This window comes from Nocardioides sp. (assembly GCF_030019515.1).
Taxonomy (GTDB): Bacteria; Actinomycetota; Actinomycetes; order Propionibacteriales; family Nocardioidaceae; genus Nocardioides.
This window is the reverse complement of sequence record NZ_JASEEQ010000009.1, coordinates 117784-142638: the sequence shown is the minus strand read 5'-3', so window position 1 is coordinate 142638 and position 24855 is coordinate 117784. Positions and strand designations below refer to the sequence as shown.

The 24855-nt window shown below is 72.1% G+C and carries 21 protein-coding genes and 1 tRNA gene; 6 read left to right on the top strand and 16 right to left on the bottom strand.

Features of this window, described 5'->3' with window-relative positions; all coding sequences use genetic code 11:
* The first annotated feature begins 17 nt into the window (after positions 1-17).
* The gene (locus QMC84_RS14230; protein WP_300375619.1) at positions 18-710 is read left to right on the top strand and encodes a uracil-DNA glycosylase; all 693 of its coding nucleotides are present in this window, start codon (positions 18-20) and stop codon (positions 708-710) included.
* 29 nt (positions 711-739) lie between these two features.
* Positions 740-1516 carry a class III extradiol ring-cleavage dioxygenase gene (locus QMC84_RS14225; protein WP_300375617.1) on the top strand — a complete coding sequence of 259 codons (777 nt, stop codon included), beginning with the start codon at positions 740-742 and terminating at the stop codon, positions 1514-1516.
* Between the two features lie 138 nt (positions 1517-1654).
* Here QMC84_RS14225 and QMC84_RS14220 read toward each other — a convergent pair whose 3' ends face one another.
* Positions 1655-3214: a succinic semialdehyde dehydrogenase gene (locus tag QMC84_RS14220; protein WP_300375615.1), complete on the bottom strand. Its 1560-nt coding sequence runs from the start codon at positions 3212-3214 to the stop codon at positions 1655-1657.
* 3 nt (positions 3215-3217) lie between these two features.
* On the bottom strand, positions 3218-4864 hold the full coding sequence (locus tag QMC84_RS14215; protein WP_300375613.1) for a GMC family oxidoreductase N-terminal domain-containing protein: 1647 nt from the start codon (positions 4862-4864) through the stop codon (positions 3218-3220).
* Between the two features lie 304 nt (positions 4865-5168).
* Between QMC84_RS14215 and pdxY the strand changes: the two genes are divergently transcribed.
* Positions 5169-6020, top strand: a complete 852-nt coding sequence (gene pdxY / locus QMC84_RS14210; RefSeq protein ID WP_300375611.1) for a pyridoxal kinase PdxY — start codon at positions 5169-5171, stop codon at positions 6018-6020.
* Between the two features lie 34 nt (positions 6021-6054).
* Here pdxY and QMC84_RS14205 read toward each other — a convergent pair whose 3' ends face one another.
* Positions 6055-6804 (bottom strand): sulfotransferase, encoded by a 750-nt coding sequence (locus tag QMC84_RS14205; protein ID WP_300375609.1) that lies wholly within the window; start codon positions 6802-6804, stop codon positions 6055-6057.
* Between the two features lie 90 nt (positions 6805-6894).
* Between QMC84_RS14205 and QMC84_RS14200 the strand changes: the two genes are divergently transcribed.
* Positions 6895-7533, top strand: coding sequence for a DUF305 domain-containing protein (locus QMC84_RS14200; protein WP_300375607.1), 639 nt, complete (start codon positions 6895-6897; stop codon positions 7531-7533).
* A gap of 13 nt (positions 7534-7546) precedes the next feature.
* On the opposite strand, the gene QMC84_RS14195 is transcribed toward QMC84_RS14200, so the two are convergent.
* The 3 genes from QMC84_RS14195 to QMC84_RS14185 form a co-directional block, all read right to left on the bottom strand.
* Positions 7547-7622 (bottom strand) — tRNA-Thr (locus QMC84_RS14195).
* Between the two features lie 79 nt (positions 7623-7701).
* Complete coding sequence (locus tag QMC84_RS14190; protein ID WP_300375605.1) at positions 7702-8424, bottom strand: SDR family oxidoreductase; 723 nt, start codon at positions 8422-8424, stop codon at positions 7702-7704.
* 52 nt (positions 8425-8476) lie between these two features.
* Positions 8477-8926: a nuclear transport factor 2 family protein gene (locus tag QMC84_RS14185; RefSeq protein ID WP_300375603.1), complete on the bottom strand. Its 450-nt coding sequence runs from the start codon at positions 8924-8926 to the stop codon at positions 8477-8479.
* 63 nt (positions 8927-8989) lie between these two features.
* Between QMC84_RS14185 and QMC84_RS14180 the strand changes: the two genes are divergently transcribed.
* The gene (locus tag QMC84_RS14180) at positions 8990-10195 is read left to right on the top strand and encodes a DUF4032 domain-containing protein (RefSeq protein WP_300375601.1); all 1206 of its coding nucleotides are present in this window, start codon (positions 8990-8992) and stop codon (positions 10193-10195) included.
* Positions 10196-10560: 365 nt separating this feature from the next.
* On the opposite strand, the gene QMC84_RS14175 is transcribed toward QMC84_RS14180, so the two are convergent.
* From QMC84_RS14175 to cysS, 10 genes are all read right to left on the bottom strand, one after another.
* Positions 10561-11193, bottom strand: coding sequence for a hypothetical protein (locus QMC84_RS14175; RefSeq protein ID WP_300375599.1), 633 nt, complete (start codon positions 11191-11193; stop codon positions 10561-10563).
* Positions 11194-11196: 3 nt separating this feature from the next.
* Positions 11197-12885, bottom strand: coding sequence for a hypothetical protein (locus QMC84_RS14170; RefSeq protein WP_300375597.1), 1689 nt, complete (start codon positions 12883-12885; stop codon positions 11197-11199).
* Positions 12882-13589 carry an ABC transporter ATP-binding protein gene (locus tag QMC84_RS14165; protein ID WP_300375595.1) on the bottom strand — a complete coding sequence of 236 codons (708 nt, stop codon included), beginning with the start codon at positions 13587-13589 and terminating at the stop codon, positions 12882-12884. The genes QMC84_RS14170 and QMC84_RS14165 overlap by 4 nt, the downstream gene beginning before the upstream one ends.
* Entirely contained in the window at positions 13586-14404 is an 819-nt protein-coding gene (locus QMC84_RS14160) for an ABC transporter ATP-binding protein (RefSeq protein WP_300375593.1), read from the bottom strand. Before QMC84_RS14160 ends, QMC84_RS14165 begins: the two co-directional genes overlap by 4 nt.
* On the bottom strand, positions 14394-16460 hold the full coding sequence (locus QMC84_RS14155) for an ABC transporter permease (protein WP_300375591.1): 2067 nt from the start codon (positions 16458-16460) through the stop codon (positions 14394-14396). Before QMC84_RS14155 ends, QMC84_RS14160 begins: the two co-directional genes overlap by 11 nt.
* 2 nt (positions 16461-16462) lie before the next feature.
* Complete coding sequence (locus QMC84_RS14150; RefSeq protein WP_300375589.1) at positions 16463-17905, bottom strand: ABC transporter substrate-binding protein; 1443 nt, start codon at positions 17903-17905, stop codon at positions 16463-16465.
* A gap of 90 nt (positions 17906-17995) precedes the next feature.
* Positions 17996-19417 carry an ABC transporter substrate-binding protein gene (locus tag QMC84_RS14145; RefSeq protein WP_300375587.1) on the bottom strand — a complete coding sequence of 474 codons (1422 nt, stop codon included), beginning with the start codon at positions 19415-19417 and terminating at the stop codon, positions 17996-17998.
* A gap of 132 nt (positions 19418-19549) precedes the next feature.
* Complete coding sequence (locus QMC84_RS14140; RefSeq protein WP_300375585.1) at positions 19550-21034, bottom strand: metallophosphoesterase; 1485 nt, start codon at positions 21032-21034, stop codon at positions 19550-19552.
* A gap of 59 nt (positions 21035-21093) precedes the next feature.
* Entirely contained in the window at positions 21094-22038 is a 945-nt protein-coding gene (gene rlmB, locus QMC84_RS14135) for a 23S rRNA (guanosine(2251)-2'-O)-methyltransferase RlmB (RefSeq protein ID WP_300375584.1), read from the bottom strand.
* A 2-nt stretch (positions 22039-22040) separates the two neighbouring features.
* Positions 22041-23456, bottom strand: a complete 1416-nt coding sequence (gene cysS / locus QMC84_RS14130) for a cysteine--tRNA ligase (RefSeq protein WP_300375583.1) — start codon at positions 23454-23456, stop codon at positions 22041-22043.
* 22 nt (positions 23457-23478) lie between these two features.
* Here cysS and QMC84_RS14125 point away from each other — a divergent pair, with 22 nt between their 5' ends.
* Positions 23479-24675 carry a C39 family peptidase gene (locus QMC84_RS14125; RefSeq protein WP_300375582.1) on the top strand — a complete coding sequence of 399 codons (1197 nt, stop codon included), beginning with the start codon at positions 23479-23481 and terminating at the stop codon, positions 24673-24675.
* Positions 24676-24855: the final 180 nt, after the last annotated feature.

Below are 24855 nucleotides of genomic sequence, written 5' to 3'. Positions count from 1 at the left end.
CGGCTAGCCTGCGGTGCGTGAGCGCGCTGGCGGGGTTGGTCGACCAGGGGCTGATGGCGCCGGACTGGGCAGAGGCATTGGCGCCGGTGGACGAGCGGGTCGCGGCGATGGGGCGGTTCCTGCGCGAGGAGCTCGCCGCGGGGCGGCCCTACCTGCCGGCCGGCGAGCACGTCTTCCGGGCGTTCCAGCGGCCGCTGGCCGAGGTCCGGGTGCTGATCGTCGGGCAGGACCCCTACCCCACGCCCGGGCACCCGATCGGGCTCTCGTTCGCGGTCGACGCGCACGTGCGGCCGATCCCGCGCAGCCTGGCGAACATCTACCAGGAGCTGCGCTTCGACCTCGGCATCGAGACCCCGGCCCACGGCGACCTGACCGCCTGGGCGGACCAGGGGGTGATGCTGCTCAACCGGGCGCTCACCGTGCGACCCGGCGCCTCGGCCTCGCATCGCGGCCGCGGCTGGGAGGAGGTCACCGAGCGGGCGATCCACGCGCTGGCCGCCCGCGGCGGTCCCTGCGTGGCGATCCTCTGGGGCAACGACGCGCGCAACCTCAGGCCGATGCTCGGCGCGATCCCGTCCGTCGAGTCGCCGCACCCCTCCCCGCTGTCGGCGAGCCGGGGCTTCTTCGGCTCGCGCCCCTTCAGCCGGGTGAACGGGTTGCTGGTCGAGCAGGGCGGCCGACCCGTCGACTGGACCCTCCCGATGGAATAAAGTTGAAGATCCAACCAGTTGGAGCGAGCATGAACGACGTACGCATGCCGGCCCTCTACATCGGTCACGGCGCCCCGCCGCTGCTGGACGACCCGGTGTGGTCCGGGCAGCTCGCGGCCTGGGCCGCCGACCTCCCGAGGCCGAAGGCGATCCTGATCATCAGCGCGCACTGGGAGTCCGCCCCGGTCAGCCTCAGCGCCAGCGGGGCGCCGCTGGTCTACGACTTCGGCGGCTTCGACGCCCGCTACTACCGGATGACCTACGAGACCCCGGACGCGACGGCGCTCGCCCAGCGGATCGCCGCGATGATGCCGGCGAGCGAGCCGGTCCACCAGCACGCCAGCCGCGGCCTCGACCACGGCGCCTGGGTGCCGCTGAAGATCATGTACCCGCACGGCGACGTCCCCGTGCTCCAGATGTCGCTGCCGACCCACGACCCGGTCCGCCTGATGCGTCTCGGCGAGCGGCTGCGCCCGCTGCGCGACGAGGGCGTGCTGATCATCGGCTCCGGATTCCTCACCCACGGCCTGCCGTTCCTCACCGAGTGGCGCATCGACGCGGCCGCCCCCGGCTGGTCCTCGGACTTCGACGCGTGGGCCGGCGAGGCGCTGGCCCGCGGCGACGTCGACACGCTCGCCAACTACCGCACGCAGGCGCCGGGCATGCCCTACGCCCACCCGACCGTCGAGCACTACACGCCGCTGTTCGTCACCCTCGGTGCGGCCACCGACCCCGAGGCCCCCGGCCTCCAGGTCATCGACGGCTTCTGGATGGGGCTCTCGAAGCGCTCGCTGCAGGTGGCCTGAGCCGGGACGGTTTCCCCGGCCGACCGGGGAAACCGGAACTGTTGGGCCGAAACTTCCCCCAGGAAGTGGCAGTTTCCCCGGCCCACCGGGGAAACTGCCCGAGCGCCCGAGCGCCCGAGCGCCCGACCGCCCGAACCACTAGCGGATGCCGGTCCTGCGCATCATCCGCAGGCCGCCGAGCATCCCCTTGACGTACTTGTCGTAGTCCTGGCCGGGCCGCGCGCCCATCACCTGCTTCTTGAGGACGGCGAGGTTCTGCACGTCGGTGTACTTCAGCAGGCCCTGGTCGCCGTGCCGGGCGCCGACGCCGGACTGCTTGACGCCGCCCGACGGCGTGCCCTTGGACGCGTACGCGGTCGCGAGGATGTCGTTGACGTTGACGTTGCCCGACTCGATCCGCCTGCCGACCTGGCAGGCGGTGGCGAGGTCGCCGCCCCACACCGAGGCGTTCAGCCCGTAGTCGGTGTCGTTGGCGAGCGCGACCGCCTCGTCCACGGTGCGGTAGGAGTGCAGCGCCACGACCGGCCCGAAGGTCTCGGTGACGCCGCAGAGCATGTCCTGGGTGACGCCCTCGAGGATGGTCGGCTCGAAGAAGGCCGGCCCGAGGTCGGGCCGCGCCCGGCCGCCGGTGAGCACGGTGGCGCCCTTGGCCACGGCGTCGTCGACGTGCGCCTTGACCCGCTCCATGTGGTCGGGCGAGACCAGCGAGCCCATGTCGGGGCCGAAGTCGTACGCCGCCCCGATGGTCAGCGCCTCGGTCGCCGCGACGAACCGCGAGCGGAACTCGTCGTACCGCGAGGCCGGCAGGTACATCCGCTCGATGTGCATGCAGATCTGCCCGGTGTTGCCGAACGCGCCGAAGATCGCGCCCTGCACGACCTCGTCGAGCTCGGCGTCCTCGAGGACGACCATCGGGTTCTTGCCACCGAGCTCGAGGCAGCAGCCGATCAGGTTGCGTCCGGCGCGCTCGCCGATCACCCGGCCGGTCGCGGTCGAGCCCGTGAACATCACGTAGTTGGCGTGGTCGATCAGGGTCGGGCCGACGTCCGGGCCCTCGCCGCAGACCACCTGGAAGAGCCCCTTCGGCAGGCCGGCCTCCTCCAGCATCTGCACGCCGTACAACGGCGAGAGCGCCGTCTTGTTGTCCGGCTTGAGGACGATCGCGTTGCCGGCCATCAGGGCCGGGATCGAGTCGGAGATGCCGGTGGCGAACGGGAAGTTCCAGGGCGCGATGATGCCGACCACGCCCTTGGGCTGGCGGATCTCGGTCGAGGTGGACAGGAACGGCACCGGGCCGCCGCGCTTGACCGGCTTGAGCAGGTGCGGCGCCCGCTTGAGGTAGTGGCTCATCACCATCACCGGGTCGCAGGTCTCCTCGATCGCCATCCGCCGGTTCTTGCCGCTCTCGACCTGGATCAGGTCGGTCGTGGTGTGCGCGTTGTCGAGGAACAGCGCGTGCGCGCGCTTGAAGACCTCGAGCCGCTCCTTGAGCGGCCGGGCGGCCCACTCGCGCTGAGCGGCTCGAGCGGTCGCGAACGCCGCCTCGATGTCGGCCGGGGTCGACTGGGGCAGCTCCACGAGCACGTCGCCGGTGTAGACCTCGGTGAGCTTCCAGGTGCCGCCGCTGGTCGAGGGGACCCGGGCGACGAGCCGGTCCAGGAACGCGTCGGTGATCGACGCCGGTCGCTGCAGGGTCATGTCTCACGGCCTCCCGGGCACGGTGCCGAGAACAAGGTCGGCGCCGCGCTCACCGATCATGATCGCGGGCGCGTTGGTGTTGCCGCCGGTGATCGACGGCATGATCGAGGCGTCGCAGACCCGGAGGCCCTCGACGCCGCGGACCTTGAGGTCCGGGGTCACGACCGACAGCTCGTCGGTGCCCATCCGGCAGGTGCCGACGCCGTGGTAGACCGAGGTCGCCCGGTTGAGGATCGCGTCGCGCAGCTCCTGGCCCTTGAGGCCGGCCCCGGGGTGGATCTCCTCCTTGACGGCGCCGCCGAACGCCGCGCCACCCATGATCTCGCGGACCATCTCGGAGCCCTCGGCGAGCACCTCCAGGTCGCCGGGGTCGGCGAGGTACTGGAAGTCGATGAGCGGCGTCGCGGTCGGGTCGCCGGACGCCAGCCGCAGCGTGCCCCTGCTGCGTGGGTAGATCAGCGTGGAGAGCAGCGTGATCGACGTACGCGGGTCGACCTCGTGGCGGATCGGCTCGTCCTGGTTCGGTGAGACGTAGGACCAGGGCAGCAGGTGCAGCTGCAGGTCGGGCACGTCGGTCGCCTGCGACGTACGCAGGAACGCGACCGCCTCGAAGACCGAGTTGGCCATGAACGTCTTCCCCGGGCGGAGCGCCTCCTTGAGCACGCCCTTGCCGAAGAAGAAGGCGTTGCCGCGCATCTTCGAGGAGGTCACGTGGAAGGTGAGCGCGTGGAACATGTGGTCGTGCAGGTTGTCGCCCACCGGCAGGTCCGCGACCACCTCGATGCCGTGGTCGCGCAGGTGCTGGGCGTGGCCGATGCCGGAGAGCATCAGGATCTGCGCGGAGCCGACGAAGCCGGCCGAGAGGATGACCTCCTTGCCGGCCCGCACGGTACGCCGGGTGCCGCCGCCCTTGCCCAGGTCGGTCACCTCGACGGCCGTGGCGCGGCCGTTCTCGATGACGATCTTGGTGACCAGGACCTCGGTCTGCAGCTGCAGGGTCGGGACATCGAGGTGGTGGAGGTAGCCGCGCGAGGCGCTGTAGCGCAGACCGCCGGCAGCGTTCTGCTGCATCCGGCTGACGCCCTCCTGCGACTCGGCGTTGTAGTCGTCGAGGACCTTCACGCCCACCACGTCCGAGGTCGCCTGGATGAACTGCAGGGAGCCCTCCTGCGGGGCCGCGTTGCGAGTGACCTTGATCGGCCCGCCGGCACCGCGGTAGTCGTTGGCGCCGTCCTCGAAGTCCTCCATGCGCCGGTACGCCGCGTTCACCTCGTCGGCCGACCAGCCGGTGCAGCCCCCCGCGGCCCAGGAGTCGTAGTTGGCGCGGTTGCCGCGCACGTAGACCATGCCGTTGATCGAGCTCGAGCCGCCGACCACCTTGCCGCGCGGGACCGGCATCCTGCGGTCCAGGAGGTGCTTCTGCGGCGTGGAGTAGTAGCCCCAGTCGACCCGCTTCTTGATCTCGGGGACCGAGTGCATCGGGCCGATCATCCCGGGCTTCCTCACCAGGTACTGGTCGTCACTCTTGCCGGCCTCGAGCACGATCACGCTCGCGCCGGACTGGGCCAGCCGGCCGGCGATCGCCGCGCCCGAGCTGCCGGAGCCGACCACGACGTAGTCGGCCTCTCCTCTGTACGGCGTCTTGGCCATGTGCTTTACCTCGCTGGGCAGGGCGGCATACCGCGGGAATGTGTGCGCGACCACACTGTAACGCGTTCTAGTTTTCCGAGCCAGGGGCTGCCGTCTTTTGCGAGCGAGCTCGCAAGAGACCGCAGACCCTGTGTCTGCGAGGAGGTCGAGGAGCCGCGCGACCGACGGAGGAGGTCGCGACCGGCGTCTCGAGACCGGAGCAGTCGCGGAGCGGAGGCAGCCAGCCGGTCGGTGGCCCGCCGGCGACCGTCCACCTGGTCCCACACACCAGCCGGCAGCTCACGCCGTACGAGAGACTGCACAGGTGCAGATCCTGTCCATCCAGTCCTCGGTGGCCTACGGCCACGTCGGCAACTCGGCGGCGGTGTTCCCGCTGCAGCGGCTGGGCCACGAGGTCTGGCCGGTGCTCACCGTGCACTTCTCCAACCACACGGGGTACGGCGCGTGGCGCGGGCCGATGCTCGACCCCGAGGACGTCCGCGACGTGATCGCGGGCATCGACGAGCGCGGCGCGCTGGCGGGCGTCGACGCGGTGCTGTCCGGCTACCAGGGCGACCCGGCGGTCGGCGCCGTGATCCTGGACGCGGTCGCCCGGGTCAAGGAGCTGAACCCGGCCGCGGTGTACTGCTGCGACCCGGTGATGGGCGACGTCGGACGCGGGATGTTCGTGCGGCCGGGGATCCCGGAGTTCCTGCGCGACACCGTGGTGCCGCACGCGGACATCCTCACGCCCAACCACTTCGAGCTGGACTTCCTGACCGGCCGGGAGACGCGGACCCTGGCCGAGATCGTGGCGGCCGTCGACGAGCTGCGCGCTCGTGGCCCGCGCGACGTGCTGGTGACCAGCGTCGTGCACGGCGAGGTGCCCGAGGGCAGCATCGACGTGGTCGCGGTGTCCGACCAGGGCGCCTGGGCGGTCCAGACCCCACTGCTGCCGATCCTCCCCAACGGGTGCGGCGACGTGACCGCCGCGCTGTACCTCGCGCACCTGCACAGCACCGGGTCGGCGCCGACCGCGCTGGTCCGGACCACCACGTCGGTGTTCGCGATCCTCGAGGCGACCCTCGCCGCCGGCACCCGGGAGATCCAGCTGGTCGCCGCCCAGGAGGCGATCGCGCACCCGCCGGACCGGTTCGAGGTACGCCGGCTCCGGTGAGGTCGTGCGCCCCCGATCGACCGGCGCAGTCCGCTCACACCGCCTGCCGGGTGACCGCCCGCCACAGCCGGCGGTCGGCGAGGCCGTCGACGAAGCCGCGGAGCTCGGGGGACAGGGTGCGCTCGCGACCGGCCACGCTGTCGACGTACTCGCGATGCGTCGTCTCGAACGCCGCCGCGACGGAGGGCTCGTGGGCGAGGCCCAGGAAGTCCAGGACGGCGTGCAGGCCGGCGGCCTCCGGGTCGCCGAAGAACCGGGCGTACTCGACGACGACGGCGCGGTCGGGGTGCTGGCGCACCGCCCGGCGGATCCGCTTGAGCGCGAGGTTCCAGCGCTCCACGGACGCCTGTGCGTCGGCGCGCTCGGGCCAGCCGACGTCGGCGGCGTCGCGGGCGCGCCGCTCCCAGGAGTGCGCGACCTGGTCGATGTCGCGCACGATGAACACGAAGCGGGCGTCCGGGTGCATCTCGTGCAGCCGGTCGAAGCGGATCGTGGTCATCTTGTCGCCGACGTACGTCGCATCCGCCCACTTGGCCCGCAGGGCGGCGTAGTCGACGCCCCACCGGGCCGCCTCCTGCGGGTCCTGGTTGGTCAGCCCGTCGGAGAAGTCGAAGAAGCGATCGGCCTCGAACAGGTCGGCGGTGAGCCGGTCGACGCCACTGCTCCAGAGCCGCTTGTAGCGCTCCATGCCGACCGCGACCTCGGGGTGCGCGTTCATCACCTGCAGCAGCGCCGTCGTGCCCGAGCGCGCGAGTCCGGCGAGGAAGAGCAGGTTCCGGGCCATGTCGGCGATGCTAGTGGCGGGGGTCGGCGGTCCCCCGGGTCGGGACCTTCGCCCCGGGTTACCGAGCGGTATCGGACCTAGCGTCGGAGCATGGCGGCCCGTCGACACCGTGCCCTGCGCGGAGCTGTGTGCGTGCTCGTGGCCCTCGCGGGCCTCACCCTGGCCGGGTGCGGCAGCAAGACCGGGCCTGCGGCACGCGACGCGACCGAGCCGGCGCACAACGGGGCGGACGTGGCGTTCGCCGCCGAGATGGTGCCCCACCACCAGCAGGGCCTGCGCATGGTCGCCATGGCCACCGCGCACGCGCTCCCACCGGCGTTCGCCGAGCTCACCGACCGGATCACCGTGGCGCAGAGCGCCGAGGTCGACCGGATGCAGGGGTGGCTGACCTCGTGGGACGAGGAGGCGTCGTACGGGCCGGACCGGATGATGGACGACGGCACCATGATGCGGCGATCGACGGCCGGCACGATGCGCGGCCTGATGCGCACCCGGATGGGACCGTGGGCGCTCGGCGACAGCGATCTCGACCGGCTGGCCGGCAGCTGGCCCGGCGACTTCGAGCAGCACTGGCTGCGGCTGATAATCACCCACCACCAGGGCGCCATCTCGATGGCCCGGCACGAGATCGTCGAGGGCGAGTACCCACCCGCGGTCGCGCTCGCGGAGGACATCGTCACCACCCAGCAGGCCGAGGTGGAGCAGATGCGGGAGATGCTGCGCGACTGACGCGGCGCGTTTGTGGAGCCGGTGACAGGAGTCGAACCCGCGACATCCTCATTACAAGTGAGGCGCTCTACCAACTGAGCTACACCGGCGCGGCGACACATCGTACGGGGCGGGCGCCTGGCGACGCGCCCTGGCGCGTCCTCAGGGGCCCGACCCGACGGCGGCCACTCAGCTCATCCCGCCGTCGAAGGCCATGATCTCGCCGGTGATCATCCGGGCCTGCGGCGAGGCGAGGTAGACGATCGCGGAGCCGATCTCGTCGGGCCGGATCGCGCCGCCGGGCAGCATCATCATCAGCCGGTCGGCGACCCGGGTGTCGAGGTCGTCGGTGAGCTTGTGGAACACCTGCTCGACGATCGGGGTGTCCACGGTGCCGGGGCAGATCGCGTTGACCCGGATCCCCTCGGGCGCCAGCTCGAGGGCCAGCGCCCGGGTGAGCTGGGTGAGTCCGCCCTTGGCGGCGGCGTACGCCGTGGCGTAGGGCTGGGCCTTGTGGCCCGCGACCGACGAGACGTTGACGACGTTGCCGCCGCACGCGCGCAGGTGCGGGAGCGCGGCCTGGATCAGCAGGAACGGGCCCTTGAGGTCGACCGCGTGGACCCGGTCCCACTCCTCCTCGGTGACGGTCTCGATCCGGCCGAACTGCACGATCCCGGCGACGTTGGCCAGCACGTCGATCCGGCCGGCGGCGGCACAGGTCTCGACGGCGGCGAGCACCGAGGCGCGGTCGCCGACGTTGCACTCGACGTAGGCGACGCCGTCGGGCACGGTCGGCCGGATGTCCAGCCCGTAGACCGTGTCGCCGAGGTCGCGGAACAGCGCCGCCGTGGCGTGCCCGATGCCGGACGCGGCACCGGTGACGACGACGACACGACTGCCGGGCTGGTTCATGGAGGGCCTTTCGATGCAGGGTCAACGGGGGTCAGCGGGGGGTCAGCGGGGGTCAGAGCGCGATCGTGAGGTGGTGCTCCAGGACGCCCGAGCGCCCGACGCCGAACCGGCGCTCGGCGAACCGCCAGCCACCGGACCCGTCCGGGGCGAAGGTGTCGACGTACGTGCCCGTGATGATCGGCTGCAGCGGCACCGCGGCGACCGCCTGGAAGACCAGGTACGTCGAGGTCGCGACCACGGAGCCGTCCGCGGTCGCGACCTCGACGAAGGCGGTGTTGGCGACGACGTGCTGGGTCCCCGGCGTGCCGTCCTCGTGCAGCCGCACCAGTCCGGCGTAGAGCCGCTCGACCTCGGCCGCCCCGGTGGCGAGCGCCGTGCCGTCCTCGGCGCGCAGCACGGCGTCGGTCATCAGCGCACCCACGCCGGCGAAGTCGGCGGCGTCGACGAGCCGGCAGTAGCTCGCGAGCAGGCCGCGGATCCGGTCGCCGTCGGTGAGCTGCACGGCGCGGACGCTATCACCATACTTAGAACACGTTCTACCTCCGTCGGGACGGATAATGCGGGCATGGCGCTCCGCATCGTCGCGAACCGGCCGGTCCCCGCCCTGCTCCGGCTGCCGTGGGCGACCCCGCTCGAGGACTGGGTCGAGCACGTGGTGCCGCTCCCCCGCGGCCTGTCGCGGCACGTCGTGCGGATCGTGCGGGTGGAGGAGAGCACCTACGCGGTCAAGGAGACCGTGGAGGAGATCGCGTTCCGGGAGTACCGGCTGCTGCGCGACCTGCAGCGTCTCGGGCTGCCCGCGGTGACGCCCCAGGGCGTCGTGACCGGGCGCGTCGACGACGACGGCGAGGAGCTGCCGGCCGCGCTGCTCACCGAGCACCTGCAGTTCTCGCTGCCCTACCGCAGCCTGTTCTCCCACGGCCTCACCGCGGCCAACCTCCCCGAGCTGATCGACGCGATGGTGGTGCTCCTCGTCCGGCTGCACCTGGCGGACTTCTACTGGGGCGACGTGTCGCTGTCGAACGTGCTCTTCCGGCGCGACGCGGGCGGATTCGCGGCGTACCTCGTCGACGCCGAGACCGGGGAGCTCAAGCCCTCGCTGTCGGACAACCTCCGGGAGTACGACGTCACCGTGGCCGTGGAGAACGTGTTCGCGGAGCTGCTCGACCTGCAGGCCAGCAAGTCACTCGACCACGAGGTCCAGGCGCACGCGATCGTGGAGCTGCTGGCCGAGCGCTACCACGCGCTGTGGGACGAGCTGACCCGTCCCGAGGAGTTCTCGACCGGGGAGCTGTGGCGCATCGAGCGGCGGGTGGAGCGGCTCAACGACCTCGGCTTCGACGTCGACGAGCTCGACATCGTGACCGACTGGCACGGCGAGCGGATCCGGATCCAGCCGAAGGTCGTCGAGCTCGGGCACCACACCCGCGAGCTCCAGGCCCTCACCGGCCTCGACGTCGAGGACGCCCAGGCCCGGCGAATGCTCAACGACATCGCCTCGTTCACCGCGCACTTCGACCTGGGCCGCGAGGACCGCAGCCTGGTCGCGAACAAGTGGCTGACCCAGGTCTACGAGCCGATCATGGCCATGGTGCCGGCCACGGCACGCGGCAAGCTCGAGCCGGCCGAGATCTTCCACGAGATGCTCGTGCACCGGTGGTACCTCTCGGAGAACGCCGGCCACGCCATCGACATCTTCGAGAGCGCGCGCCACTACATCGACAACTACCTGCTCGCAAAGCCCGAGGAGAAGGTCGCCGCCGAGGACTGAGTCGGCGCATCTTGCCCACCCAGGGACGCCGAGTCGGCGCGTCCTGCCCACCCAGGGACGCCGAGTCGGCGCGTCCTGCCCACGCACGACCCCCGAGTCGGCGCGTCTTGCCCACGCACGACCCCCGAGTCGGCGCGTCTTGCCCACGCGCAGCCCTCGAGTCGGCGCGTCCTGCCCCCGCCATCGCCCACCGCTGTGGATGAGGCGGGCAAGATGCGCCGAGTCGGCACTCCCAGGCGGGCAAGATGCGCCGAGTCGGCACTCCCAGGCGGGCAAGATGCGCCGAGTCGGCACTCCCAGGCGGGCAAGATGCGCCGAGTCGGCACTCCCAGGCGGGCAAGATGCGCCGAGTCGGCGCGGGACGGTCAGGGGTGGCAGACCCGGCAGGGGGTCAGGTGCCCGTTGCCGGCCCCGACCGGGTGCAGGTCGGAGCGGTGCGCGATCAGCGCGCAGTCCCGACGGTGCACGGTGGTGCCGTCGCCGGCGGTCACCGGCAGCGCGGAGACGTCCACCCCGTCGTCGCGCTGGTTCGCCGAGCGCGAGGTCACGTCGGCGAGGACGAGCAGGGTGTCGGCGAGCCGCCGGGAGGACTCCTTGCCGTCCGCCGCGATCCGCGCCAGCCAGGCGCCGAAGTAGAGGAACCCGCCGGTGAACGTCAGGCCGAGGCCGAGCAGGCCGCCGGACACGACGTAGGAGAGCTGGTCGTACTGGTACGGCGTGTGCGCGGCGCCGTACCAGCCGAGGACGATCACCACCAGGCCGAGCGGCAGCAGGATCGCGCCCGCCCAGAACAGGATCAGCTGGAGCAGCTGGTAGTGGTTGTCCTTGAGCGGCGCGGCGCCGGAGCCGGTGCGGCCGCCGGCGCGCGGCAGGCCGATCGAGAGGCGCTGCGCGGGCGCAGCGGGCGCGGACCGCTCCGGGGCCGTGGTGCCGGGGTTCATGCCGGGGTTCATGCCGGGGTTCATGCCGGGGTTCATCCCAGGGTTGATCGTCGTCATGGGTCAGGCCTTTCGGAGGTCGGGCAGGCCGCTGTCGAGGCCGTGCGTGCAGGAGCCGGCGCCGCCGAGCGCGATCGCGCCGATCTTGCGGAGCCAGGTGCCGCCGACGGCGGCCAGGGCGATGCTCGCGACGAGGATGGCGCCGGGGATCGAGTAGAGCGGCGGCAGCCCCGAGCCGGCGAGCTCGGCGTCCCCGAGGTCACCGGCCGCGGACGGAGAACCGCCGGCCGGGCCGGGCTCGACCGCCGACGGGGCGCCCCCGGCGGCCGCGGGGCCACCGGCCGCGCTGGGGCCGCTGGCGTCCCCGGACCCGGCCGGGTCGTTGTCGGGGAGGTCGCCGCCCGGCAGGTCGATGCCCTGCACGGTGTCGACCTCGGTGGCCGCGTTGCCGAGCGTCACCACGATCCGCGGCGACAGGCCGACCAGCGTCTGCAGGGCCTTCTTCAGGTCGGGCGGGTCGTTGGGGAAGGCGTTGACGAGGTCGTCGATCGGAAGCGCGTCGAGCTGCCCGCGCAGCTTGGCGGTGTCGATCTCGACCACCAGTCCGGCCATGGTGCTGCTGGCCTGGTCGCCCTGCTTCTCCAGGCCGGGCTTCGGCAGCGTGAGCTTGATGCCGAGCTGGTCGAGCGCCGCGGTGGCCTGGTCGGGCAGCGCGGGGACGTCGGTGTGCTGGCCGGCCCCCTCGGCCCCGCCGGGCCCGAAGGAGAACTCCTGGCCGGCGATCGTGATGCCGCCCAGCGACGCCTTGCCGCCGGAGCTGCCCTTCGCGCCGTCGCTCGAGCTGGTGCTGGTGACCACGACGCCGTTGAGCTGGACGGTGCCGCCGAGCAGGTAGACGTCACCCAGCGCCGAGCGGGACGTGGTCACGACCTTCGACTCGGTCACGACGTTCTTGCTGGTCGAGGCGTAGCCCTCGAAGTCCACGAGCGCGGCCACCTGCGGCGGCAGACCGGGCGCGCCGGAGCCGCTGGGCGGATCGCCCTGCGGGTCGTCGGCGGGGTCGCCGGCCGCGGTGGTGAGCCCGGTCGACCCGGTGATCGCCTGGCCGAACTGCTGGAGGAGGTCGCCGCCGCCGGAGCCCGGCAGGCCCGGGATCGGTGGCAGGCCGGGGATGCCGGGCAGGCCGGGCGCACCGCCGCCGTCGCCACCATCGTCCTCGGACCCGTCGCGGACCTCGTTGTCGGGCGAGAACCCGACCTGCGCGATCGTGGTCCGCTCGCCGGCGCTGGTGCGCATCACCGTGCCGGGGAACGGCTCGTCGGAGGCCTTGGCCTCACCGGAGGGCTGCGAGGCGTTCACCTGGACCGGATAGCCCTGGGCGGCCAGCGGGCCCGAGAGCTGCTCGGGCAGACCGAGGTTCTCGATGACGGTCTTCGCGCCCTCGCCGATCGAGTCACCGGGCCACAGCCAGCTGGCCCGACCGAGCGAGCTGCCGGAGTCGGCCTCCACCTTGGAGTAGCCCATCTCGAACTCGAGCTGCGGGTCGGCGGGGATGGGGATCGTCGGCTCGTAGATCTCGATCCGCACCGGCGCGGCCCAGGCCGACGAGCTGTAGCCGCTGAACGCCGGCTTGGCGGTGTCGTCCTGGCCGGCCGCGGGAGCACTCGCCGACATCGGCAGAACGACACCGGCGAGTGCTGCGGCCGAGATCGGGACGACGAGGCGCTTCCAGGAGCGACTGGTCGGGTTCATGCGGCACCTCCGAGGATGACGTCGGACATGGTGGCGAGGACCTCGGCGGGCTCGCCGGTGGCCACGATCCGGCCGCCGGTCATCACCGCCGCGTAGTCGGAGACCCGCAGGGCGGTGCGGGCGAACTGCTCGATGCAGAGGATGGAGACGCCGCTGGCCGAGATCTGGGCCACGGTGTCGTAGAGCTCGTCGACGATCAGCGGCGCCAGGCCCATCGAGAGCTCGTCGAGCAGCAGCAGCGCCGGGTCGGAGGCCAGCGCCCGCGACATCGCGAGCATCTGCTGCTCGCCGCCCGACATGGTGCCCGCGAGCTGGTGGCGGCGCTGGTGCAGCCGGGGGAAGTAGGTGTACGCCGTGTCGAGGACCGCGTCGGCGGACACCCCGGCGTACGACATCAGGGTGAGGTTCTCCTCGACGCTCAGGTTGGGGAACACCGAGCGGCCCTCGGGGACGGTGCACAGCCCGAGCCGGGCCAGCTCCTCCGGTGCGGCGCCGGACACGTGCACGCCGCCGAGGTGGATGTCGCCGGACGTGGCCGACTTCAGCCCGCTGATCACCTTGACCAGGGTGCTCTTGCCGCCGCCGTTGGGGCCCAGCAGCGCCATCACGGCGCCCTTGGGGACCCGCAGGTCGACGCCGCGCAGCACCTCGATCCGGCCGTACGCCGCGTGGAGGTCGACGACCTCGAGGATCGGCACGCTCATGTCCTGGCTCCTTCCAGACGGATCTCCTGGGTCAGCTCGACAGCCGGGAGGTCGACCTGGGTGTGGTCCTCGGCCGACCCGTCGGAGTAGCCGAGGTAGGCCTGCTGGACGGCGGGGTCGGCGCGGACCTCGGCGGGCGGCCCGGAGGCGATCACCCGGCCGAAGTCGAGCACGTGGATGTCGTCGCAGACCGACATCACCAGGTCCATGTCGTGCTCGACCATGAGGACGGCGCGGCCCTCGTGCGCGAGCTCGGCGAGGAGCTCCCCGAACGCGTCGGTCTCGGACTCGTCGAGCCCCGACGAGGGCTCGTCGAGCAGCAGCAGCTTGGGGTCGGCGGCCAGGCAGCGCGCGAGCTCCAGGAGGCGGGCGACGCCCGTGGGGATGGAGTCGGCGCGCTCGCCGGCGTACGCCGCGATGCCGACCCGCTCGAGGAGGTGGTCGACGTCGGCTGACGCCGGCCGGACCAGCCCGGTGATCCCGCGCTGGATGTCGCGGGCGACCCGGACGTTGTCGCGCACGGTGAGCGACCCGAACGCCTCCAGTCGCTGGAACGTGCGGCCCATCCCGCGCCGCGATCGCCGGTGGACCGGCAGCCGGGTGATCGAGCGGCCGTCGAAGCGCACCGAGCCCTGGTTGGGCCGCTGCAGGCCGGTGATCACGTTGAAGCACGTGGTCTTGCCCGCGCCGTTGGGGCCGATCAGGCCGGTGATCCGGCCGCTGTGGGCGGCGAAGCCGGCGTGGTCGACGGCCGTCACGCCGCCGAACTGGACGACGACGTCCTCGACCTCCAGGAGTGGCCTCTCAGCGGACATGGGCGGGCACCTCCTTGGTGCTCGTGGCGGCTGCGCGGTGGCCAGGGGGTTGGTCGGGTGGTTGGTCGGGCCCCGACTCGGCCGTATCGGGGTCGGGGCTCTCGCCCTCGGGCACGATCAGCATCGAGCCGGCGAGGGGTACGGCGGTCGCGCTGTCTTCCTCGATCCGCGAGCCGGGCAGCGGCAGCAGGGGCACCACGGAGCGAACCCGGTCGCCGAACCGGCTCTCCAGGCGCCGCCCGAGCCCGAAGACCAGGTTGGCGAGGCCGTTCGGGTCGCGACCGAGCGCGACCGCGCCGAAGCCGAGGATGGCGAACACCAGGCCCGCCAGCTCGGGCCGCGAGCTCTGCAGCACCGGCAGCAGCATCAGGCCGACGCCGCCGAGCGCGGCACCGGTCACCGAGGTGACGCCGCAGACGACGGCGAGCAGCAGCAGCGGCAGGCTGTTGAACAGCTGGAAGTCTGCGGCCCCGATGGTGCCGCGCAGCCCCGCGAAGAGCCCGCCGGCCAGGCCCGCCATCCCGGCGGACAGGCCGAACAGCGCGACCCGGAACCACCGCATGTCGAGGCCGAGCGTGCCGCACGCGGCCGGGCTGTCGCGCATCGCGATCAGCAGCCGGCCGAGCACGCCGCCGCGCAGCAGCAGCAGCGCGAGCGCCATCAGCACGAAGAACACCGTCATCACCAGGACGTAGCCCCCGGTGGAGGAGAACTCCCGGCCGAGCACGGAGAGCCGCCCGGCCTTCAGGGTGCCGTTGTAGCCGAAGGCGAAGTCCGCCTGGAAGACCATCTTGTCCATCAGCACGCCGAACGCCAGCGTCGAGAGCGCGAGGTAGAGGCCGGTCAGCCGCAGCACCGGCAGCGCGACCAGGGCACCCACCCCGGCCGCGATGGCGGCCGCGGCGAACAGCCCGAACAGGTTGGGCTCGTCGAGCTTGGCGTAGGCCAGCGCACCGACGCCGGCGAACGTGAACTGCGCCAGCGAGACGTGCCCGCCGTACCCGGTGAGCAGGACCAGCGAGAGCATCACCATCGCGTACGTCGCGGCGGTGCCGACCAGCAGCAGGTCGGCGTCGCCCATGGTGACCGTGAGCAGCGCGACCAGGACCAGCAGCACCGCGCCCCAGCTCAGCGACTTGGTGAACGTCGGCAGCGGCGCGGACACGATGCCCTTGACCTGACCGATCCGCAGCTGGGCCTGGGGCATCGCGACGATGACCACGAACAGGAACAGCGCCGGCACGACCGCGCGCAGCCCGGCCAGGCTGCCCTCGGAGGGCAGGTACGCGACCGCGAAGGACTGCAGGATCCCGAGGCCCATCGCCCCGACGAACGTGAGCGGCAGGCTCTTGAGCCGGCCCAGCATGGCCGCGGCGTACGCGTTGATCACCAACAGCGTCAGGTCGTAGTAGGACAGCCCGATGACCGGGGTGAGCAGGATGCCGGCGAGCGCGGCGAGGGAGATCCCGATCGCCCAGGACAGCGACGCGACCAGGTCCGGTTTGCCGCCGAAGAGCTGCAGCAGCGTGGGGTTGTCGACGGAGGCGCGCATCGCGGTGCCGATGCGGGTCCGGTTGAGCAGCACGTAGAGCGCGGCCGCGACCAGCACCGACAGCGCGATCGTGATGATCTGGTGGGCGGTGACGTAGGTGCTGCCGATCTGGAGGCCCTCGTCGGGCAGGAACGGTGACACCGTGCGCGGGGCCGGCGGCCAGATGTACTGCGCCACCCCGATCAGGCCCACGAACAGCCCGACCGTGACCACGAGCGAGACGCTCACCGGACCCTCGCCGAGGCCGCGGGTCACGAAGCGCTGCACGAACCACCCGATGCCCGGGGCGACCACGCCGAGCACGAGGGTCAGCGCGAGCCAGGTCGGCATGCCCTGGCGCTGGCTGAAGTCCCAGAACGTGAAGGCCAGGACCATGCCGAACGCGCCGTGGGCGATGTTGAAGACCCGCGTGGTCGTGTAGGTCAGCACCAGGCCGCTCGCCGCGATCGCGTACGCCGCGCCGGTGAACAGGCCGAGGATCGTGAAGGACAGGATCGAGGACATGTCTAGTTCCCTGTTCCGCTGTCGATGAGCGGCGCGCACATGTAGTGACCGGGCGAGATATTGCGCCACGTGCCGTCGTTGAGCTGGAGGATGGACTGGCAGTTGGCCGTCGTCTTGGAGCCGACCTGCTGGGGCGCGTGCAGGCCGTTGCCGGTCCAGTCCTTGACCCGGCTCACCGACTGGACCAGTGACGCGCGGGTGAGCTTGCCGCCGAGGGCGACGGCCTGCTCGACGAACAGGCGGGCCGCCGACCAGGCGTACAGGCCGTAGAAGTTCGGCACCGCGCCGGGCTTCACCTGGTCGAGCCAGGAGCGGTAGAGCTGCATCTCCTGGATGCTGACGTCGTCGAACATCCCGGTGGTGGAGTACGCGAAGACGCCGTTGCCGTTGTCGCCGGCCTCCTCGACGAACCGCTGGTCGTAGATCGTGGAGTCCTGGAGGTACACGTCCGGGTCCATGCTCTGCTGCTTCATCGCGTCCAGCAGCTTCTCGGTGTTCTGGTACGGGCCGACGTACACGACCAGCCGGATGCCCTTGTCCTTCATCTGCTGGACGTAGGGCGAGTAGTTGAACTCCGAGACGTCGATGCCCTGGAAGTAGTCGACCTTCCAGCCGGCCTTGTCCCAGGCGGCCCGGAACGCCCCGGCGTTGACCGGCGCGGCGCCGGCGTTGATGTAGAGCAGGGCGGCGTGCTGGGTGGCGTCGCGGTAGTGGGAGAGGAAGTAGCGCGGCATCGCGCTCGGGACGAGCCCGGGGTCGACCGCCTGGGCGGCGAAGCAGGTCGAGCAGTCGCGGCGGTCGGGGGTCACGGTCGTCGAGCGGATGTCGGGGAGCCCGCAGGACTGGGCGGCCGAGGCGCCACCGGAGTCGAAGGCCGACATCGACCCGACCGCGGCGAAGGCCTCGTCGCACGCCCTCGTGTAGGCCTGCTGGTCGGCGCCCGCGTCGGCGCGGCTGTCGAGGAGCTCGACCTGGAGCTTGCGCCCGCAGATGTCGTTGCTCGAGTTGAAGTACGCCGCGTACGCGCGGGTGGCCTGCTGGGCCGACTCGAAGATGCCGGGCACCGGCCCGGAGATGTCCGACGCGTTCGCGATCGTGATCGTGTCGTCGGTGATGCCCGTCTGGTTCTTGAACCCCTGGCAGCTGCCCGCCTCGGCGCTGCCGGTGGCCGAGTTGTCGCCGGTCCCCTGCTGGCTGCTGCCGCCCCCGGCGGTGTCGGTGGTGCCGCCGGTCGTCGAGCCGGAGTCGCTCCCGGTGCCGCCGTCGCCGGTGACCGACCCGGGGGCGTCGCCCGCGCCGGTGGTCCCGTCGTCGACGGTGCCGGCGACCCCTCCGGCGGTCGTGCCGTTCACCTGCGCGACCGTGTCCGGGTCGAGCTGGGAGCCACAGGCCGCGAGGGCGACGCAGAGGGCCCCGACGGCGAGCAGCGTCAGCGGGCTACGCATCGTTTCCCTCCCAGGAACCAGAGCACGGCGGACAGATCAACGACCCAGCCGGCGCGAGGTGACGTGCGACACACCGGCTCGTTGGACATGTCAGCTGCTGGTCGTGCCGCTGCACTGGTAGCGGGTGCCGCCGATCGGCACCCACTTGCCCTTCTGCAGCTGGATGAAGCGCCAGCACTCGCCGGTGTGGCGGGGGCCGACGTGCTGGGGTGAGTGCAGGCCGTTGGCGGTCCAGTTGTCGACCTTGGCGATGCTGTCGAGCAGCGACGGGCGGCTGAGCTTGCCGCCGAGGGCGGTCGCCTGCTCGACGAAGAGCCTGGCCGCGGACCAGGAGAACAGCCCGAAGAAGCTCGGCTCGGCGCCGGGCTTCACCTGCTGGAGCCAGCTCAGGTACAGCTGGAGCTCCTTGTTGCTGGCGGCCTCCTCGAACGGCGTGAAGTTGATGAACAGCGTGGTGCCCTCGACCGCGTCACCACCGTTCTGCACGAACTCCGAGGTGTACGCAGTCGGGTCGAGCATGAACACCTCGGGCTTGAAGCCCTGCTGCTGCATGGCGTCGGCCAGCCGCACGAACTGCGAGGACGCGCCGATCATCTGGACGTACTCGATGCCCTTGTCCTTCATCTGCTGGACGTAGGGCGCGTAGTTGAACTCCGAGATGTCGATGCCCTGGACGTAGTCGAAGTTCATGCCGCGCTTGTCCATCGCGGCGGCCTGGGTCTTGGCGTTCTCGGAGGCGGCGCCGGCGTTGATGTAGAGCATCGCGGCGTGCGCGGCGGCGTCCGGGTGGTTCTTCTTGACGAAGTCGGGGACCGCGTTCTGGAACTCGGTCGCGACCGTGGACTGCGCGCCGTAGCAGGTGGTGCAGTCCTGGCGGTCGAAGGTGACCGACGCCGACCGGAGGTCCGGGAGCCCGCAGGACTGCGCGGTCGCGGCGCCGCCGGAGTCGAACGCCGACATCGAGCCGACCATCGCGAAGACCTCGTCGCACGCCTTGGTGTAGGCCTGCTGGTCCGCCGACGCGTCGGTGCGGCTGTCGTAGGTCTTGAGCTGGAGCTTGTGGTCGCACAGGGAGCTGGTCGCGTTGTAGTAGGCGACGTAGGCCCGCACCGCGTCCTGGCTCGCCTCGAACAGCCCGGGCACCGGACCCGAGACGTCGGAAGAGTTGCCGATGGTGATGGTGTCGTTCGTGATCCCGGTCTGGTTCTTGAAGCCCTCGCAGCTGCCGGCCTTCGTGTCACCGGTCGCGGCGTTGTCACCGGTGCCCTTCGCGGCGTCGCCTCCCCCGGAGCCGGTCGTGGTCGTCGACCCGGAGCCGGTCGTGGTCGAGCCGCCGGTGTCGCCGGAGGCTTCCGGCACCGACCCGCCGGGACCGGCAACGGTGCCGTCGCCGGTCACCACCTGGCCGTTCGCCCCGACGGCCGTCCCGTTGACCTGGGCCACGGTGTCGGGGTCGAGCTGGGAGCCGCAGGCCGCGAGCGCCAGCGCGAGGAGCACGCCGACGGCAGGCACGGCTGCGCGGGGATACGAAAGCACAGGCCCTCCACCATTTCTAGAACACGTATCAGTTCGTCAACGACACATGTCCCCGGAGGTGACGCAGGCCACGTCAGGTTCTCTGCGGTGGTCTCGACCGCGGGCCGATCAGCGGGCCGCGCGGCTCGGCTGCTCGGTCTCCTCGACCACCTCCGGCGGGTCCTCGGGCAGGTGCAGCGGCACGTAGTTGCCGGTCTCGTAGCTGCCGTCGGTCTGCAGCGTCACCCACTGGATGCCGACCGGGCGGCCGCCGTGGTAGGTGATCAGGCTGATGTCGGCCGCGCGCCGGGGCTTGCTGCCGAGCGCGAAGGCGTACGCCGCGCCCCCGGCCGTCCCGGTCGTGTAGCTGTAGCCAACCTCGCCGTTGCTGCCGATGATCCGATCGGGCCCCTGGCGCACGTGCAGGTGGCCGCCGATCACCAGGTCGGCGCAGCCGCGGGCCAGCGCCTCGTCGCCGAGGTTGGCGTCGTGGACCAGGATCGTGTCGACCCGCTCCTCGGCGTCGCACGCGGCGTCGGCGAGCCGCTGCTCGACCTCGTCGAAGGTCAGGCCGGTCTCGTCGCGCCAGTTGCCCAGGCCGCTCGAGCGAGGATCGGCCACGCCGAGGATCGTCGTACCGCCCGGGCCTTCGACGACCTCGCCGTCGAGCATGGTCCAGCCGTGGTCGGCGAGGTAGGTCTGCACGAAGTCGCCGTGGTCGTGGTTGCCGGCCACGCCCCACTTGTCCATCCCGTCGAAGGCCTCGGTCACCGAGTCGAGGGAGAACGCCTCCCAGCTGTTGCCCGAGGAGGTGTCGTCGCCCCCGTCCAGGACGCCGGTGGCGCCGGCCGCGTCGGCGACCGCCCGGGCCACCGGGTCCATCCCGATGTTGTCGTGCCGGTCGGAGACGAACGCGACCACCGTGTCCCCCTCACCGGGGTTGCGCAGCCCGAGGCTCGCGGCGTCCTCGGCGGCCTGCGCGTAGAACGACTTGCTGGTGTTGTAGGTGTCGACCGCGCTCTCGATGAGCCGACGGGTCTGCTTGGTGGTGACGTCGCCGCTCACCTCCACGCCGTCCGCCTCGTCGGGCAGGGGTACGCCGGGTCCGAGGAACTCGGCCAGCGGGATCCAGTCGCGGTGCACGTCCTCGATGTCGTCGTCACCGAGCCACGGCTGCCACAGCGCCAGGCCGACCAGCACGACGCCGACGCCCAGCAGCACCAGGTGTGGCAGGTGCATGCGGGTGGCGAGCTCGTGGCGGCGGGCGGCACCGACCAGCACCCAGCCCACGACCGGCGGCAGCCCCAGCACCCCGCCGCGGAGCGCGGCGCTGAGCGCCATGTCGCGCACCGCGTGGGTCACCTTCGCGACCTGGCCCTCGGGCTGGCCGGCGATCGCGGCGTAGCGCTGGAGCAGCTCGTCGGTGGAGGTGGCGTCGGTCTTGCCGAGCCGGATGTCGACGCCGAGGACGCCGGGGGCGTCGACCCGGACGTCGGGGATCACCGGGCCGGTGCGCAGCACCACGTGGCCGGAGAACGTGGGGCGCAGCACGGCGTCGTGGCTGGCCAGCACGATGGACCGACTGCTGGTGAGGAACAGGAGCAGCGCGATCACGGCAGCGCAGCCGAACCAGGCCCCGGCGTACGCCAGGGCCCGCGGGATCCGCCCGACGCTCAGCGACGCGACTCCGAGATGGCGTAGAGCGCCACCGAGGCGGCGACGCCGGCGTTGAGGGACTCCAGCTGGTTGGCCATCGGGATCGACACGAGCTGGTCGCAGGTCTCGCTGACCAGGCGCGAGAGGCCGCTGCCCTCCGAGCCGACCACGACCACCAGCGGCCCGTCGGCGAGGTCGAGGTCGGGCAGGCTGACGTCGCCGTCGGCGGCCAGGCCGACGACCATGCAGCCGGCCTCCTGGTAGGCCTTGAGCTGGCGGACCAGGTTCACGGTCCGAGCGACCGGGAGCCGCGCGGCCGCGCCCGCACTGGTCTTCCACGCCGACGCGGTCATCCCGGCCGAGCGGCGCTCGGGGATCAGCACCCCGTGCGCGCCGAAGCCCGCGGCGCTGCGCACGACGGCGCCCAGGTTGCGCGGGTCGGTGACCGAGTCGAGCGCCACGATGAGCGGCGGCGCGCCGCTCTCCGCGGCGGCCTCGAGCAGGTCGTCGGGGTGGGCGTACTCGTACGGCGGGATCCGCGCCGCCAGTCCCTGGTGGACCGCGCCGCCGGTCATCCGGTCCAGCTCGCCGCGGCCGACCTCCTGGATGTTCAGGCCCCGCTCGGCGGCGGTCGCGAACGCCTCGCGCAGCCGGCCGTCGCGCTCGGCGCCCTCGGCGACGTACACCCCGGTCACCGGCACTCCGGCGCGCAGCGCCTCGACGACGGAGTTGCGCCCGGCGACCCACTCGGCCTCGCCGCCGGTCCGGCGCTGGGGCCGGCGCGCCGCGGACTTCTCGGCGCGCTTGGCGGTCTTGTACGCCTGGTGGTAGGGCCGGTCCTTGGCCTTCGGCGTGGGGCCCTTGCCCTCCAGGCCGCGGCGGACCCGGCCGCCGGACCCGGCGGTGGGGTTGCCCTTGCCGGTCTTCTTGATCGCGCCCTTGCGCTGCGAGTTTCCAGCCATGACTAGGAGAGGCTCCACTTCGGTCCGTCGGGAGTGTCTTCGAGCTGGACGCCCGCCGCGTGCAGTCGGTCGCGCAGGGCGTCGGCCCGCGCGAAGTCCTTGGCGGCACGGGCCTCCGAGCGCTCCGCGAGCACCCCGGCGACCAGCGCGTCCACGGTCGCCAGGAGCTTCTCCTCCTGGCCGCCGGTCCCGGTGCGCCAGGCGGGGTCGGCCGGGTTCAGGCCGAGCACGTCGAGCATCGCGACGACCGACGCCGCGTTGCCGCGCAGCGCGGGCGAGTCCCCCGAGCCGAGGAGCTTGTTGCCCTCGCGCACCACCTCGTGGATGGCCGCGACCGCGGCGGGGGTGCCGAGGTCGTCGTCCATCGCGTTGACGAAGTCGGCGCAGGCGATGCCGTGGGCGCCGATCCCACCGAGCACGTCGGCGGCGCGGTCGAGGAAGTTCTCGATCCGGCGGAAGCCCGCGGCCGCCTCGTCGAGCGCCTCGAAGCTGAACTCGACGTGGCTGCGGTAGTGCGCGGCCACCAGGTAGTAGCGCAGCTCGATGCCGCGGTACTTCTGCAGCACCGCCGGGATGGTCAGCGAGTTGCCGAGCGACTTGCTCATCTTCTCGCCCGCGGTGGTGATCCACGCGTTGTGCATCCAGTACGTCGCGAACGGCCGGCCCGCCGCCCGGGACTGGGCGAGCTCGTTCTCGTGGTGGGGGAAGCGCAGGTCGACCCCGCCGCCGTGGATGTCGAACGCCGGCCCGAGGTACTTGCCGGCCATCGCGGAGCACTCGATGTGCCAGCCGGGCCGGCCCTTGCCCCACGGGCTGGGCCAGGCCGCGGTGTCCGGCTCGGACCCCACCTTCTGCCCCTTCCAGAGCGCGAAGTCGCGGGGGTCGCGCTTGCCGCGCGGGTCGGCGTCCTCGGCCGCCTCCATGTCGTCGATCCGCTGGCGGGTGAGCTCGCCGTACTGCGGCCAGGACCGCACGTCGAAGTACACGTCGCCCGAGCCGTCCTCGGCGGCGTACGCGTGCCCCTTCGCGATCAGCTCCTCGATCAGCACGATCATCTCGGGCACGTGGCCGGTGGCGGCCGGCTCGTAGGTCGGCGGCGCCACGTTGAGGTCGTCGTACGCCTGGTCGAGCTCGCGCTTCATCCGGTAGGCGAGCTGGTACCAGGCCAGGCCCTGGTCGGCCGACTTGATGAGGATCTTGTCGTCGATGTCGGTGACGTTGCGGATGAACGTCACGTCGTAGCCGAGGTGGCGCAGCCAGCGCTGCAGCACGTCGAAGTTCACGGCCGAGCGGACGTGCCCGACGTGCGGCTCGGACTGCACGGTGAGACCGCAGACGTAGAGACCCGCCTTCCCCTCCTCGAGGGGAACGAAGTCACGGACTTCGCGGGTCGCGGTGTCGTACAGCCGGAAGGTCACCCGTCGAGTCTAGGGTGGTTCGGTGAGGCGACTGACATCCGCGGCGGCGCTGCTGGCGTGCCTGGCACCCCTGCTCGTGACCGCCCCCGCGGAGGCCGCGCCCGCGCGCCGGATCGACTACGCCGCCTGGGACGCGCCGGCGCAGCTGCGCTCCGGCACCCTCGACGCCGTGCGGGTCGGCGCCGGCCGGCTGCGGCTCGAGACCGGGGCCGACCTGGGCCGGTGGACCTCGCCGTGGACGCGGCCCGGGTTCGCGGCGACCCGGCTGATCGCGTCCTGGTCGGCCCGCACGCCGGGTGACAGCCGGATCCGGGTCGAGGTCCGCGGTCGGTCCGGCACCACGAGGTCGAGCTGGGACACGCTCGCGTCGTGGGCGGCGGGCGACCGGTTCACCCGGCGGACGACGTACTCCGGCCAGGCCGACGACCTGGGCTCGGTCAACGTCGACACGTGGGTGGCGCCGGGCGGGGTGACGGCGTACCGGCTGCGGGTCACGCTGGTGCGCGCCGCGGGGCAGGCGAGGTCGCCGTCGGTCGACTCGATCGGCGCGATGACCTCGCTGCTGCCCGACACCTCCGACGTGACGACCTCGCGGCCCGGGGTGGCCCGCGGCGTCGTGCTCGACGTGCCGCGCTACTCGCAGATGGTGCACCGCGGCCACTACCCGCGGTACGGCGGTGGCGGCGAGGCCTGGTGCTCGCCGACGTCGACGTCGATGGTGCTCGGCTACTACGACGCGCTGCCCCCCGCCTCGGCGTACTCCTGGGTGCCGGAGGGTCACGTCGACCCGTGGGTGGACCACGCCGCCCGGATGACCTTCGACTACGACTACGACGGCGCCGGCAACTGGCCGTTCAACACCGCGTACGCCGCGTCCCTGGCCGGCCAGGCGTTCGTGACGCGGCTCCGCTCGCTGCGCGAGGCCGAGCGGTTCGTCGCCGCCGGCATCCCGCTGGTCGCGTCGATCGCGTTCGGCCCCGGCGAGCTGAGCGGTGCCCCGATCAGCTCCACCGCCGGCCACCTGCTGGTGATCGTCGGCTTCACGGACGCCGGCGACGTGGTCGTCAACGACCCCGCCGCCGCCACCCGCGCCGGCGTGCGGCGCACCTACGACCGCGGTGAGTTCGAGGACGCCTGGATCCCCGCCTCCGGCGGCACCGTCTACGTGATCCGGGACGACGCCCACCCGCTGCCGGCGAACAGCCCCGGGAACTGGTAGCGGAGACGCGCCAGCGGATCCGCTGCTGGTGATGGTGATGGTGATCGAGCGAGCCGCGCGGCTGAGGGACGAAGCCGCGACCGGCGTGTCGAGACCGGAGACGCGCCAGCGGCTCCGCTGATGGTTCTCGGTCGGGCTGGGAGTTTCATCGGCCGGCCGATGAAACTCTCGCTTGGACGA

What these genes read in the sequence shown, in the direction of transcription:
- QMC84_RS14225 (WP_300375617.1), top strand. Translation starts at nt 740, where the DNA reads ATGAACGACGTACGCATGCCGGCCCTCTACATCGGTCACGGCGCCCCG.
- QMC84_RS14220 (WP_300375615.1), bottom strand. Translation starts at nt 3,214, where the DNA reads ATGACCCTGCAGCGACCGGCGTCGATCACCGACGCGTTCCTGGACCGG.
- QMC84_RS14215 (WP_300375613.1), bottom strand. Translation starts at nt 4,864, where the DNA reads ATGGCCAAGACGCCGTACAGAGGAGAGGCCGACTACGTCGTGGTCGGC.
- QMC84_RS14205 (WP_300375609.1), bottom strand. Translation starts at nt 6,804, where the DNA reads ATGGCCCGGAACCTGCTCTTCCTCGCCGGACTCGCGCGCTCGGGCACG.
- QMC84_RS14200 (WP_300375607.1), top strand. Translation starts at nt 6,895, where the DNA reads ATGGCGGCCCGTCGACACCGTGCCCTGCGCGGAGCTGTGTGCGTGCTC.
- QMC84_RS14190 (WP_300375605.1), bottom strand. Translation starts at nt 8,424, where the DNA reads ATGAACCAGCCCGGCAGTCGTGTCGTCGTCGTCACCGGTGCCGCGTCC.
- QMC84_RS14180 (WP_300375601.1), top strand. Translation starts at nt 8,990, where the DNA reads ATGGCGCTCCGCATCGTCGCGAACCGGCCGGTCCCCGCCCTGCTCCGG.
- QMC84_RS14175 (WP_300375599.1), bottom strand. Translation starts at nt 11,193, where the DNA reads ATGACGACGATCAACCCTGGGATGAACCCCGGCATGAACCCCGGCATG.
- QMC84_RS14170 (WP_300375597.1), bottom strand. Translation starts at nt 12,885, where the DNA reads ATGAACCCGACCAGTCGCTCCTGGAAGCGCCTCGTCGTCCCGATCTCG.
- QMC84_RS14165 (WP_300375595.1), bottom strand. Translation starts at nt 13,589, where the DNA reads ATGAGCGTGCCGATCCTCGAGGTCGTCGACCTCCACGCGGCGTACGGC.
- QMC84_RS14160 (WP_300375593.1), bottom strand. Translation starts at nt 14,404, where the DNA reads ATGTCCGCTGAGAGGCCACTCCTGGAGGTCGAGGACGTCGTCGTCCAG.
- QMC84_RS14155 (WP_300375591.1), bottom strand. Translation starts at nt 16,460, where the DNA reads ATGTCCTCGATCCTGTCCTTCACGATCCTCGGCCTGTTCACCGGCGCG.
- QMC84_RS14150 (WP_300375589.1), bottom strand. Translation starts at nt 17,905, where the DNA reads ATGCGTAGCCCGCTGACGCTGCTCGCCGTCGGGGCCCTCTGCGTCGCC.
- rlmB (WP_300375584.1), bottom strand. Translation starts at nt 22,038, where the DNA reads ATGGCTGGAAACTCGCAGCGCAAGGGCGCGATCAAGAAGACCGGCAAG.